Annotated in this window: 11 protein-coding genes and 1 pseudogene; 5 read left to right on the top strand and 7 right to left on the bottom strand. The window is 58.8% G+C overall.

Annotated features, from left to right (window positions below; translation table 11 throughout):
* Positions 1-4: 4 nt before the first annotated feature.
* Positions 5-1,159, bottom strand: coding sequence for an MFS transporter (locus tag AC3IUA_RS08075; protein ID WP_489359916.1), 1,155 nt, complete (start codon positions 1,157-1,159; stop codon positions 5-7).
* Between the two features lie 270 nt (positions 1,160-1,429).
* On the opposite strand from AC3IUA_RS08075, the gene sstT reads away from it, so the two are divergent.
* Positions 1,430-2,671 carry a serine/threonine transporter SstT gene (sstT, locus tag AC3IUA_RS08070; RefSeq protein WP_489359915.1) on the top strand — a complete coding sequence of 414 codons (1,242 nt, stop codon included), beginning with the start codon at positions 1,430-1,432 and terminating at the stop codon, positions 2,669-2,671.
* A gap of 143 nt (positions 2,672-2,814) precedes the next feature.
* Here the strand turns inward: sstT and AC3IUA_RS08065 are convergent, their stop codons facing one another.
* Entirely contained in the window at positions 2,815-3,324 is a 510-nt protein-coding gene (locus AC3IUA_RS08065) for a DUF1993 domain-containing protein (RefSeq protein WP_489359914.1), read from the bottom strand.
* A 128-nt stretch (positions 3,325-3,452) separates the two neighbouring features.
* Here AC3IUA_RS08065 and AC3IUA_RS08060 point away from each other — a divergent pair, with 128 nt between their 5' ends.
* On the top strand, positions 3,453-4,100 hold the full coding sequence (locus AC3IUA_RS08060; RefSeq protein WP_489359913.1) for a YceH family protein: 648 nt from the start codon (positions 3,453-3,455) through the stop codon (positions 4,098-4,100).
* Between the two features lie 110 nt (positions 4,101-4,210).
* On the opposite strand, the gene AC3IUA_RS08055 is transcribed toward AC3IUA_RS08060, so the two are convergent.
* Positions 4,211-5,029: a shikimate 5-dehydrogenase gene (locus AC3IUA_RS08055; RefSeq protein WP_489359912.1), complete on the bottom strand. Its 819-nt coding sequence runs from the start codon at positions 5,027-5,029 to the stop codon at positions 4,211-4,213.
* Between the two features lie 256 nt (positions 5,030-5,285).
* On the opposite strand from AC3IUA_RS08055, the gene AC3IUA_RS08050 reads away from it, so the two are divergent.
* Together AC3IUA_RS08050 and AC3IUA_RS08045 are read left to right on the top strand one after the other, a co-directional pair.
* Entirely contained in the window at positions 5,286-5,660 is a 375-nt protein-coding gene (locus tag AC3IUA_RS08050) for a hypothetical protein (RefSeq protein ID WP_489359911.1), read from the top strand.
* A 214-nt stretch (positions 5,661-5,874) separates the two neighbouring features.
* Complete coding sequence (locus tag AC3IUA_RS08045) at positions 5,875-6,057, top strand: hypothetical protein (RefSeq protein ID WP_489359910.1); 183 nt, start codon at positions 5,875-5,877, stop codon at positions 6,055-6,057.
* On the opposite strand, the gene AC3IUA_RS08040 is transcribed toward AC3IUA_RS08045, so the two are convergent.
* Positions 6,054-7,115 carry an AI-2E family transporter gene (locus AC3IUA_RS08040; RefSeq protein WP_489359909.1) on the bottom strand — a complete coding sequence of 354 codons (1,062 nt, stop codon included), beginning with the start codon at positions 7,113-7,115 and terminating at the stop codon, positions 6,054-6,056. The two genes, AC3IUA_RS08045 and AC3IUA_RS08040, sit on opposite strands and share 4 nt — an antisense overlap.
* Positions 7,116-7,275: 160 nt before the next feature.
* Here AC3IUA_RS08040 and trhP point away from each other — a divergent pair, with 160 nt between their 5' ends.
* Positions 7,276-8,607, top strand: coding sequence for a prephenate-dependent tRNA uridine(34) hydroxylase TrhP (trhP, locus tag AC3IUA_RS08035; RefSeq protein ID WP_489359908.1), 1,332 nt, complete (start codon positions 7,276-7,278; stop codon positions 8,605-8,607).
* Positions 8,608-8,801: 194 nt separating this feature from the next.
* Here trhP and AC3IUA_RS08030 read toward each other — a convergent pair whose 3' ends face one another.
* From AC3IUA_RS08030 to AC3IUA_RS08020, 3 genes and pseudogenes are all read right to left on the bottom strand, one after another.
* Entirely contained in the window at positions 8,802-9,557 is a 756-nt protein-coding gene (locus tag AC3IUA_RS08030) for a methyl-accepting chemotaxis protein (RefSeq protein ID WP_489362275.1), read from the bottom strand.
* Between the two features lie 102 nt (positions 9,558-9,659).
* Positions 9,660-10,484: pseudogene (locus tag AC3IUA_RS08025) on the bottom strand (cache domain-containing protein); the annotation flags it as partial.
* A 215-nt stretch (positions 10,485-10,699) separates the two neighbouring features.
* Positions 10,700-12,016: a Na+/H+ antiporter family protein gene (locus AC3IUA_RS08020; RefSeq protein WP_489362273.1), complete on the bottom strand. Its 1,317-nt coding sequence runs from the start codon at positions 12,014-12,016 to the stop codon at positions 10,700-10,702.
* Between the last annotated feature and the right edge of the window lie 274 nt (positions 12,017-12,290).

The raw sequence follows: 12,290 nt of genomic DNA, 5'->3' as shown, positions 1-12,290 counted from the left end.
ACATTCAGGCGCAGACCGCCCGGGGTTTGGCGTTCATCAGCAACCACGCCAGCAGGATCGACAGCACGATAAAACCCGCTGCAGCAAAGCCGAGACTGCCCAGCCCCAAGGTATCGATCACCCGCCCACCGACCATCGCGCCCAAGCCGATGCCCAGGTTGGCTCCGGCGATGTTCAGCGAAGCGGCGAAGGCCGGCGCCTGCGGTGCGACCTTTATCAAGCGCACATGACTGACCAGGAACAGCGCCGCCTGGGTCACACCCCATATGCCCATCGCCGCCGCCAGCCCCAGCGTCGAGTGAATGGCGGGCACCAGCGCCACCATGCTGCCGATCATGAAGGCACAGAACACCATTGAGGCGATGAGCGGATGGCGATCGACCATGCGTCCCCCCAGTGAGTTGCCGATCAGCCCCACCGCACCGAAGCCCATCAGGCACCAGCCCACCAGGGTGCCGTCGAAACCGGCCAGCCGCTCGAGGATGTCAGCCAGATAGGTATAAGCGGTGAACATGCCGCTGAACACCAGGATCGACAACAAGACATGCCCCTGCATCAACGGGCTGCGCAGGATCTTCAACTGCGAACGGAAACTCACCTGACGTTTGTGTAAGTCGGTTTGCGGCAAATAGATGAACAACAGCAGCGCCTTGGCGAAAGCGATCAGCGCCAGAATGCCAAACGCACTGCGCCAGCCGAAGGCATCGGAGATCAGCGTTCCCACGGGAATCCCGAATACGGTGGCGCATACAATCCCGAAACCGATTTTCGCAATCGCCCGTCCGGCGTAATCCGGCCCGACTATCCCTACGGCCGTCTCACTGGCCAAGGCCCAGAACACTGGCAACCCAAGGGCTGGAATCAACCGGGCCACAGCCATGACACCGATGTTGGGCGCCAGCGCCGCCAAGGTATTGGCCAGCCCGAACATCACCAAGACCGCGATAAACAGCCGTTTACGCTCGAATCGAGCACACCAGGCGGTCAGAAATGGCCCGAAGGCGGCCACGGTAAAGGCGAACAAGGTCACCAGCAAACCGGCCTGGGACACACTGACATCCAGATCGCGGGCGATGGATGGCAAAAGGCCGACGATGATGAACTCTGTCGTCAGCACGGTAAAACCGGCGGCCGACAACAGCAAAATGGGCAACAGCATGCATAACTCCGCAAACAACGACACCAGCGATAGCCCAAAGGCCCGCTGACTGGATATAAAAAAAGAGGATCGCGAATCTTAGCAGAGTGTCCCCGTCAGCAGTTGAGCGAACCTGCCTACATTCTCTGGCGGCAGATCGTCACAGGCCCGCAGACCTGCGGTGTGATAAAGTCCGGCCCCTTTCAGAGACACCACCCGTTCACTGCCACGGGTTTTACCGCTGCCCCCCCGTTGAACCACAACACTCTATAAAAAATCCGAGATACCGCTATGACTGCTGCCGCCCCTTCTCCACTGCAAAGACTCAAACGCACCAGCCTGGTGACCCAGATCGTTATCGGCCTGATCGCCGGTATTCTGCTGGCGTTGCTTTTGCCCGAAGTGGCGCGATCGACAACCTTTATTGGCAAAGTCTTTGTCTCGGCCCTCAAAGCCGTCGCACCGATTCTGGTGTTTGTGCTGGTGATGGCTTCCATCGCTAACCACAAGCTGGGTCAGGAAACCCATATCCGGCCGATTCTGTTTTTGTACCTGCTGGGCACCTTTGCGGCGGCGGCCGTTGCCGTGGTCGCCAGCACGCTGTTTCCTTCCAGCCTGGTGCTGGCCACCCAGGATGTGGCGGTGAGCGCGCCAGGCGGGATCAGTGAAGTGCTGCAAAGCCTGCTGCTCAGCGTGGTCGACAACCCGATCAGCGCCCTGATGAACGCCAATTTCATCGGTATCCTGGCTTGGGCAATCGGCATGGGCATTGCCATTCGCCATACCGGGGAAACCACCCGCACCGTGCTGGGCGATCTGTCCAATGGCGTGACGCTGATCGTGCGCATGGTGATCCGCTTCGCACCGCTGGGGATCTTCGGTCTGGTGGCTTCGACCCTCGCCACCTCCGGTTTCGGTGCCCTGCTCGGCTATATGCAGCTGTTGGCCGTGCTGATCGGCTGCATGCTGTTCGTCGCCCTGGTGGTCAATCCGGCCATCGTGTTCTGGAAGCTGCGCCGCAATCCTTACCCGCTGGTTTTCACGTGCCTGCGCGAGAGCGGCATCACCGCGTTTTTCACCCGCAGTTCGGCGGCGAACATTCCGGTCAACCTGGAGTTGAGCAAGCGACTGGGGCTGCATGAAGACACCTACTCGGTATCGATTCCACTGGGTGCCACCATCAACATGGCGGGTGCGGCGATCACCATTACTGTGTTGACGCTAGCGGCCGTGCACACCCTCGGGATTGCCGTGGACATTCCGACGGCCGTGTTGCTGAGTGTGGTCGCGGCAATTTGCGCCTGCGGGGCATCGGGCGTGGCCGGTGGTTCGCTGCTGTTGATTCCGCTGGCATGCAGCCTGTTCGGCATTCCCAGCGAAATCGCCATGCAAGTGGTAGCCGTCGGTTTCATCATTGGCGTGCTGCAGGACTCGGCGGAAACCGCGCTGAACTCCTCCACCGACGTACTGTTCACCGCCGCGGCCTGCCTGGCCCAGGAAGAACAGGCCGAGCGTATCGCGCAAAAGGCTTGATTCAGGGGAAGCCCGCTGACCGGTACTGGTCGTTTTCGCGGGCAAGCCCGTGAAGGCGGTGTAACTTCCAATGCAATCCAGCCCAAGAAAAAGCCCGGAAGGTTCAGTGCGAACCTTGCCGGGCTTTTTTGTGGCTGCGGGGTTTAGAACGCGCCCATGTAATCGCGCTTGCCGACCTCCACACCGTTGTGACGCAGGATCGCGTAGGCGGTGGTGACGTGGAAGAAGAACTGCGGCAAGCCGTAAGTCAGCAGGTAAGCCTGGCCAGTGAAGCGTTTCTCTTTCGGCGTGCCCTGGCGGGTGATGATCTCGATCCCTTCCTTGCCATCGATCTGCTCAGGCTTGATGTCTTCGATGAAGGCCAGGACTTTGCTGATCAGCGCTTGCAGCTCGGCGAAGGTCGTTTCAGTGTCGTCGTACTTTGGCAGCTCAACCTCGGCCAGACGCGCGGAAACGCCTTTGGCGAAATCCACGGCGATCTGCACCTGACGCACCAGCGGGAACATATCCGGGGACAGGCGCGCTTGCAGGAAAACCTCTGGGGCAATGTTCTTAGCCGTGGCGTGGGCTTCGGCCTTGTTCAGGACGCCGCTCAGGGCGTTGAGCATTTGCTTGAAAACCGGGACGGATGCGGCATACAGAGAAATAGTCATGACAGTCTCGCAGGTTGTGGCGGGAGTTGAACGTGGCGCGATTATAGCCATGCTTGAGTCGCCTGGCGGCTTGTCTTTTATTCTGCAAGGATTAGGCTAGTTGCCTTCGACAGCATAGGGAAAGCGCGATGAGCACCGAGCACGACACCTCCAGCGATGAACCGCGGCTCAGCAGTACGGAAATCCGCATTCTCGGCTCCTTGATCGAGAAAAAGGCCACCAGCCCGGAAACCTATCCGCTGACCCTCAATGCACTGGTCATCGCCTGCAATCAGAAAACCAGCCGCGAACCGGTGATGAACCTCACCCAGGGCCTGGTTGGCCAGAGCCTTCGGGCCCTCGAAGGCCGGGGTTTCACTCGCCTGGTCATGGGCAGCCGCGCCGATCGCTGGGAGCATCGGGTAGATAAGGCGCTGGAACTGGTGCCCGCCCAGGTAATCCTCACGGGCCTGCTGTTTCTGCGCGGCCCGCAGACTGTCAATGAGCTGCTGACCCGCAGCGGCCGCATGCATGATTTCGAAGACACCGAACAGGTCGTGCACCAGCTCGACCGGCTGATTGCCCGCGGCCTGGCATTGCTGTTGCCACGTCAGGCCGGGCAACGCGAAGACCGCTACATGCATGCGCTGGGCGACCCGGCCGATATCGAGGTGATTCTGGCCGCACGGCAGACTCAAGGGGAACGCAGCAGCGGCAGCGGCGTGTCGGTGGAGCGCATCGAAGAACTGGAAGCGCGGATCGCCGCGCTGGAAGAGCGTTTGGCACGGCTGGAATAAGGGTTGCCCTTAAAAGATCGCAGCCTGCGGCAGCTCCTACACCGACCGCGTGTTCCTATAAAATGCGGAGCTGCCGCAGGCTGCGATCTTGGCGATGTTGCAGGCGCTACTCAACCCCGCGCGAAAGCCACCGCTTTCTGAAACTGCTCTTGCGTCGGACGCACGCCGGTGTACAACACGAACTGCTCAAGCGCCTGAATGGCGATCACTTCCAGACCGGTGATCACCCGTTTGCCCTGGGCACGGCCGCGCACGATCAACGGTGTTTCCGAGGGAATCGCCACCACATCGAAGATTATTTGCGCAGAGTCGACGGCATCCGCGGCAAAAGCCAGTTGATCGGCTTGCGCTGCGCCAGACATACCGATCGGTGTGACGTTGATCAGCATCTGTGGCCGCTCGGCGCCAAGCTCTGGCAGCCATTGGTAACCCAGGGAACTCGCCAGCGCGCGGCCAGCTGTTTCATTTCGAGCCACAATCAAACCATTTCGATAGCCGCCATCACGTAGCGCGCTGGCCACCGCCTTGGCCATCCCACCACTGCCGCGCAGGGCAAAGGTCAAGTTCTGCGGCACTTCATGAGTCTTGAGCAGTTGCGCGATGGCAATGTAATCAGTGTTGTAAGCCTTGAGATGGCCATGGGTGTTGACGATGGTATTGATCGACTGGATGGCCTTGGCCGAATCATCCAGCTCATCGACCAACGCAATGCAGGCTTCCTTGAACGGCATGGAGACCCCGCAGCCGCGTATGCCCAATGCACGGATGCCACCCACCGCACCCGGCAGGTCATTGCTGCTGAACGCCTTGTAGTAAAAATTCAGCCCCAGTTGCTCATACAGATGGTTATGAAAACGCAGGCCGAAATTCCCCGGGCGCCCTGACAGCGACATGCACAGTTGGGTGTCTTTATTCGGGTTCATCTGCATGTTTTTCTCCTTCAAACAGCACTTTCAGATGGACGGGATTAGCCAGCCCACCGGTTCTGTTCGATCATTATTCAGTGAGGTTCAGGTGCTGGTTTCGCTGCATATCAAGGTCAAGAAACCGCTACAGACCTTACACAATATTTACTCAATGGCTCGGTAGATTTTTCAAAAATTGCTGTCTGAGAAGTATCCCCGCGACAAACCTTGGGTCTATTGCAGACCGCAAGCGCCGGGGGTTGAAAAACGAGGTATAGCCATGATTCGTCATCTTCCCACAGTGGCCTTGCTCATCGGCGCACTCGCTGTCACAGGTCAGGCATCCGCCGGTGGTTACGGTCATGGTCATGGTCATGGTGGTGATTGGAGGGGACCAGCGGTATTCGGCGCGGTGGTCGGCGCAGCCATAGTCGGCTCGGCAATCATCAGCCGCGATCGGCCGGTCTATGTGCAGCAGCCGGTGTATGTCCAGCCGCAGCCGGTCTACGTTCAACAGCCGCCAGTCTATTACCAGCCGCAACCGGTTTACATCGAGCAACCGATCTATTACCGGCGGGCACCGGTCTACTACGGTCCGCCACCTGGCTACTACTATGGCCCACCACGCGGTTATTACGGTCGGCCACGCTGGTAGTCATCACGTTGCAATACTCTCAGGCCCCGACTTGAGTGGGGCCTGATGCGTTGCAAAACCTGAACAATGTCTGAATAGATCTCGCCAGGGTCGCTGCCGAGACAGTGCCTGCGGCTGCCTTCGATTTCACCCGCGTCGATGTCCACTATCGAGCGCGATGATTTCTCGTTGAACCCTTTGGTCCATAAAGTAGTCCCATCTGATGGAGGTACTTATGTCCAAGGTTCAAATCATGTCCGTAGTTGGTAGCGCAGTTCCCACACCGCTCAGAGAGCTGGGATTGCTCGCTTGTTGGTATCTGATGCAGGACGGCGTGGCGATCAGCGGCCCGTTCACTTCACTCCTCGCCGCTCAGGCATTGTCGCAAAGCATGGATGTTCACAGCGTGTGCGTTTAAGGCAATTGCACCCGAGGCTTGGTTTCGACGAACAGCGCCCAGCTTGAGATGAACAGCGCGGCGATCAAGGGGCCGATGACAAATCCGTTCAGACCGAAGATCGCCAGGCCGCCCAAGGTGGAAATCAGAATCAGGTAGTCCGGCATTTTCGTGTCCTTGCCCACCAGCATCGGGCGCAGCACATTGTCGACCAGGCCGATGACCAATATTCCGTACAACGCCAGCACCACCCCCTGCCAGATCGCCCCGCTGAACAGAAAGAATGCAGCGACCGGCGCCCAGACGATCCCCGCTCCCACCGCGGGTAACAGCGACAGAAATGCCATCACTACCGCCCAGAGCAATGCGCTGGGAATGTCCAGAAACCAGAAAATCACCCCGCCCAATGCCCCCTGAGTGATCGCCACCAACACATTGCCCTTCACCGTGGCACGCACCACCCGGTTGAATTTAAGCTGCAAGCGGCGCTTCTGTTGGTCATCCAGCGGTATCGCCGCGCGGATCTTGCGCGCCAGCTCCGCGCCGTCGCGCAAAAAGAAGAACAACAGGTACAGCATGATGAAAAAACCCAGTAGAAACTCGAAGGTGCCCTGACCGAAGCTGAAGGCCTGGGTGGCGAAGAATTGACTGCCCTGCATGGCGCTTTTGACGATTTTCTCTCGCAGATCATCGAGATCACCCATGCCAAAACGGTCAAGCAAATACTGGAAGTACGGTGGCAGGCTGTGTTTGAACCGCAACAGGTAATCAGCAATGTCCAGCTCGCCGCTTTCGATGTTCTTGTACAGAGTCGCCCCTTCCTGAACCAGCAAGGCACTGATGACGATCACCGGCAGAATCGCAATCACCAGGCAGATGCTCAGGGTAACCAACGAGGTCAGGTTGCGTTGCCAGCCGAACTTCAATTGCATCCGTCGCTGTAACGGCGCAAAGAGGATGCCGAGAATCACCGCCCAGAACACCGCGCCGTAAAACGGCAACAGAATCCAGATAAAGGCGATGGTCACCAGGACCAGCAGCACCATTAGCGATTTGTTTTCCAGAGTGGTTTCGTTCATGTCCGGTCCATGTGAATAAGGCGCAGGACTGAGAGCGTCCTGATGTTTAGTCAGTCAAGGCGCGCCTGAGTGCCATCTTTATTCATGGAGCATAGATCCAGATCAATTAAATCCAGACACAACCGCCTTATCCTCCTGGCCTTTTGTGATCGAAACCACCATGCCCCTTGCCACTCCTGAACTCCTCGCCCCTGCCGGCACCCTTAAAAACATGCGTTATGCCTTTGCCTATGGTGCCGATGCGGTCTATGCCGGGCAGCCACGCTACAGCCTGCGAGTGCGCAACAACGAATTCGATCACGCCAACCTGGCCCTCGGTATTGCTGAAGCCCAGGCCCAGGGCAAGCGCTTCTATGTGGTGGTGAATATCGCCCCGCACAACGCCAAGCTGCGGACCTTTCTCAAAGACCTGGAGCCAGTGATCGAGATGGCGCCAGACGCGCTGATCATGTCCGATCCCGGGTTGATCATGCTGGTGCGCAGGCAATTCCCGCAGATGCCGATTCATCTGTCGGTGCAGGCCAATACGGTGAACTGGGCCAGCGTCGAGTTCTGGCAGCACCAAGGCCTGAGCCGGATCATCCTTTCCCGCGAACTGTCCCTCGAAGAAATCGCCGAGATTCGCCAGCAGGTTCCCGCCATGGAGCTGGAAGTGTTCGTCCATGGCGCGCTATGCATGGCTTATTCCGGTCGGTGTCTGCTGTCCGGCTACATGAACAAGCGCGACGCCAACCAAGGCAGTTGCACCAATGCCTGCCGCTGGAAATACCAGGCGCAACCGGCCATGGAGAACCCGCTCGGCGATATCGTTCAGCCGTTCCAGCCCGAGCCGACCCTGGGCCAGGGCGCACCGACCGACCAGGTATTTTTGCTGCAAGAAGCCAGTCGCCCTGAGGAACTGATGCCGGCGTTCGAAGACGAGCACGGTACCTACATCATGAACTCCAAGGACCTGCGCGCGGTGCAGCACGTCGAACGCCTGACCAAAATGGGCGTGCACTCATTGAAAATAGAGGGTCGGACCAAGTCCCACTTCTATTGTGCGAGGACCACTCAGGTCTATCGCCAGGCGATCGATGACGCCGTGGCCGGTCGAGAATTCGACCGCAGCCTGATGACCGATCTCGAATCCCTCGCCCAACGCGGGTACACCGAAGGCTTTCTGCGCCGGCATGTGCATGACGAATATCAAAACTACCAGCAAGGCAGTTCAGTGTCAGAGCGCCAGCAATTCGTTGGCGAATTGACCGGTGAACGGCGTGATCGACTGGCCGAAGTCCGGGTAAAGAACCGTTTCCAGCTCGGAGATCATCTGGAGTTGATGACCCCCAACGGCAATTTCCACTTCGACCTGCATCAACTGCACAACGCCAAAGACGAAGCTATCGAGGTGGCGCCGGGGGATGGGCACACCGTGTACTTGCCGATACCGGATCAACTGGATTTGCGGTTTGGGTTGTTGATGCGGGATGTGCGGGTTGGTACGGTTTAGGCTCCGGACGCAGAACCTGTGGCGAGGGGGCTTGCCCCCATTGCGGGTGTACTCGGTCAGCGTAGGAGCTGGCGAAGCCTGCGATCTTTTCGGCGGACGCCACAATCGTCAAGATCAAAAGATCGCAGCCTGCGGCAGCTCCTACGGGGCAAGCCCCTCGCCACAATGGTTTGTCAGACAACAAATCCCCCGAATCAGATCCTGAACTGCCCCACCAACTTGCCCAGCCGCAGACCAAGCTCGGCCAGACTGCGAGAGGTCTGGGCGCCGAGTTGGGTTTCGTCGGCGACGTTATCCACTGCCACGGCGATCTGATGCACACTGCGATTGATTTCTTCGGCCACTGCCGTTTGCTCTTCGGCGGCGCTGGCGATCTGTGCGTTCATCGAGTTGATGGTGCCGATCAATTGGGCCATGGTATCCAGCGAAGCACCGGCCTCGTTGGCCTGAGCCGAGGTACCGTCACCGGCATCGCTGGAACGACGCATGGCTTCTACCGCCGATTGAGTGCCCTTCTGCAGGCGGTCAATCATCCCCTGGATTTCCTGGGTGCTTTGCTGGGTGCGGCTGGCCAGCGCCCGCACCTCATCGGCCACCACCGCAAAACCGCGCCCGGCCTCACCGGCACGGGCCGCTTCGATGGCGGCGTTGAGTGCCAGCAGGTTGGTCTGGTCGGCAATCGAACGAATAACACTCAGCACACTGACAATCGACAACACATCCTTTTGCAGGCTATCCAGGGACGTACCGCTGTTACGGATATCGCTGACCAGCGCATGGATCTGCTTGATGCTGCCATCCACTACGCGCTTGGCCGCCTGGCCTTCTTCGTCAGTCTGCTGTGCTGCGACTGCAGCGCCCTGGGCGCTTCTCGCAACTTCCTGAGCCGCCGAGGACATCTCGTTGATCGCCGTCGCCACCTGATCGGTTTCTTGGCGCTGACGCTCCATGGCCTGCTCCGAACGATGAGCCTGATCGGTGACTTGCGTAACAAGCCCGGTCAACTGCGAGGTCATTTCGGTGATTTGCCGCACCATTCCATGAATCTTGTCGACGAAGCGGTTGAACGAGCCAGCCAGTTCGCCCAGCTCATCCTGGCTGGTGATTGCCAGACGCCGGGTCAGATCGCCCTCGCCGGCAGCGATATCGTCAAGGCTGGCTTTCATCAGGTGCAGCGGACGCAGGATAGTGTTTGCCAGCAGCATGCCGACCGCGCCAATCACCAGCAGCACCACCACGGCGATGCCGACGATACTCAGCACCACTCCTTGCATGCGCTCATGAACCTTGGCCTCGATCGACGCGACCTGCGCTTCGATACCATCCAGGTTGACCGCCGAGCCAATGACCATGTCCCATTTGGGCAGGTATTCGGTGTAACCGAGCTTGGGCACCAGGACTGTGTTGTTACCCGGCAGCGACGAGCTGTATTGCAGATAGTGGGTACCGTCCTTGGCGACTTGCACCAGCTCACGGTTGACGTACACGCCATTCGGATCGCGGTTGTCCTTGAAGCTCTGGCCCACGCCTTCCGGGCTGTTGCCCTTGAACAGGCGCACAGTTTGCGAGTCGTAACCGAAGAAGTAGCCATCCTTGCCATAGCTGATGCTCGACAGCAGCTTGACCACTTGCGCCCGAGCGGCGACATCGCCCGGTACCGCCGCATCGTACATCGGTTTGATCGTGCTCATCGCCACCGCCACGTAACTTTGCAGGGTCGCCTTGGCATCGTTCAGCAGGCGCTGACGGGTCTCTTCGACTTCGCTGCGGGCCTGATTCTGCAGAATGAACACCGTGGTCAGACTGATCACCAGCGCAAACAGCAGAACCGGGAGTACCGCGAGGGATAAAACTTTGGCCTTCAGGCTCAGGCGCATGGCGTTTACTCTTGATTGGCGTGGTTAAAGCTTTAACGGCACGCCAACGCAAAACTGTAGGAGCGTCGACCGGCTGCTCCTACGGGAGAATTGCGGGCACCCTCGATGTTATAGGTGCATGCGATCTTTGAGGCGGACAAGGCGTTGGCCGGACGGGCAAAAGATCGCAGCCTGCGGCAGCTCCTACGGGGATTCCGGGATGCAGGGATATGGGGTTACAGAATCATCGCCGCCACCCAGCCAAACACCAGCAGCGGCAGGTTGTAGTGCAGGAAAGTGGGAACCACGGTGTCCCAGATATGGTGATGCTGGCCGTCGATGTTCAGACCGGAGGTCGGTCCCAGGGTCGAGTCGGAAGCTGGCGAACCGGCATCTCCCAAGGCTCCGGCCGTGCCGACAATGCAGACGATCGCCAACGGGCTGAAACCCAGTTGCACACACAATGGAACGAAAATCGCCGCGAGAATCGGCACAGTGGAGAATGACGAGCCGATGCCCATGGTCACCAGCAAGCCGACCAACAGCATCAGCAAGGCGCCGATGCCTTTGCTGTGACCGATCCAGGTCGCCGAGGCTTCGACCAGGGTGCGTACTTCGCCGGTGGCTTTCATCACTTCGGCAAAACCCGAGGCGGCAATCATGATGAAGCCGATCATGGCCATCATCTTCATGCCTTCGGTGAACAGCTCATCGGTCTCGCGCCAACGCACCACGCCCGACACCGAGAAGATCAGGAAGCCGGCGAGCGCACCGATGATCATCGAGTCCAGCAGCAACTGAATGATGAACGCGGCGGCAATGGCCAGCCCGGCCACCAGCAGGGTCAGCGGGTTGTACTGCACCGCCACCTGCTCGACCTTCTCGATCTTGTCCAGGTCATACATACGCTTCTTGCTATAGCTGAAGAACGCCACCAGCAAACCGAATACCATGCCCAACGCCGGAATGCCCATTGCGTGGGTGACATTGACCTGGCTGACATCCACACCACTGCTACGGACATTGGCCAGCAGAATTTCATTGAGGAAGATATTGCCGAAACCCACCGGCAAGAACATATAGGGCGTGATCAAGCCGAAGGTGATGACGCAGGCAATCAGCCGACGGTCCAGTTGCAACTTGGTCAACACATAGAGCAGTGGCGGTACCAGCAACGGAATGAAGGCAATATGAATCGGCAGGATGTTCTGCGAGGCGATGGCCACCACCCACAGCAAGCCAATCAGTATCCACTTCACCTGCCCGCCACCCGCAGCGTCCTGACGGTCGACCAGCAGCAAGGCTTTATCTGCCAGCGCATGCGCCAGGCCGGACTTGGCAATCGCCACCGCAAAAGCGCCGAGCAAGGCGTAGGACAAGGCCACGGTTGCGCCGCCACCGAGGCCACTGTTGAAGGCTTTCAAGGTGGCCTCCATGCCCAGGCCACCGGTCAAGCCGCCCACCAGAGCACCAACGATCAGCGCGATCACCACATGCACACGGGACAGGCTGAGTACCAGCATGACGCCAACCGCGGCAATTACTGCATTAATCATCGTTACCTCAAAGCACTACCAAGGGAAAAAACCACCGCAAACGGCATGAGTCCGGCCAAAGAGCTGCGAATCACAGCTGCCGGATTTAATTCAAAGGGGGGAGTTTTATTAGAGGGCGCGCACTGTGCCGCAGCAGGGGCGGCTTGTCAAAGTGAGCGCAGGCCCTACGGGGTTTGCGGGTAACTTCTTATTTGGAGGGTGTGGATCAAGAAACAAAAAGTGTGGCCGCTATAGAGCGAAGTCTCTCTCGTTTTATCCTCAAGGACATCTC

The sequence above is a fragment of the Pseudomonas sp. KH_050 genome (genome assembly GCF_057838875.1).
The sequence above is the reverse complement of the archived record's forward strand: the minus strand, read 5'-3'. Positions and strand labels throughout refer to the sequence as shown.

Excerpts from the sequence above, each read along its gene's own strand:
- AC3IUA_RS08055 (WP_489359912.1), bottom strand. The coding sequence starts at position 5,029 with ATGCAGATGAACCCGAATAAAGACACCCAACTGTGCATGTCGCTGTCA.
- AC3IUA_RS08045 (WP_489359910.1), top strand. The coding sequence starts at position 5,875 with ATGTCCAAGGTTCAAATCATGTCCGTAGTTGGTAGCGCAGTTCCCACA.
- sstT (WP_489359915.1), top strand. The coding sequence starts at position 1,430 with ATGACTGCTGCCGCCCCTTCTCCACTGCAAAGACTCAAACGCACCAGC.
- AC3IUA_RS08075 (WP_489359916.1), bottom strand. The coding sequence starts at position 1,159 with ATGCTGTTGCCCATTTTGCTGTTGTCGGCCGCCGGTTTTACCGTGCTG.
- AC3IUA_RS08050 (WP_489359911.1), top strand. The coding sequence starts at position 5,286 with ATGATTCGTCATCTTCCCACAGTGGCCTTGCTCATCGGCGCACTCGCT.
- AC3IUA_RS08060 (WP_489359913.1), top strand. The coding sequence starts at position 3,453 with ATGAGCACCGAGCACGACACCTCCAGCGATGAACCGCGGCTCAGCAGT.
- AC3IUA_RS08065 (WP_489359914.1), bottom strand. The coding sequence starts at position 3,324 with ATGACTATTTCTCTGTATGCCGCATCCGTCCCGGTTTTCAAGCAAATG.
- AC3IUA_RS08030 (WP_489362275.1), bottom strand. The coding sequence starts at position 9,557 with ATGGAGCGTCAGCGCCAAGAAACCGATCAGGTGGCGACGGCGATCAAC.
- AC3IUA_RS08040 (WP_489359909.1), bottom strand. The coding sequence starts at position 7,115 with ATGAACGAAACCACTCTGGAAAACAAATCGCTAATGGTGCTGCTGGTC.
- trhP (WP_489359908.1), top strand. The coding sequence starts at position 7,276 with ATGCCCCTTGCCACTCCTGAACTCCTCGCCCCTGCCGGCACCCTTAAA.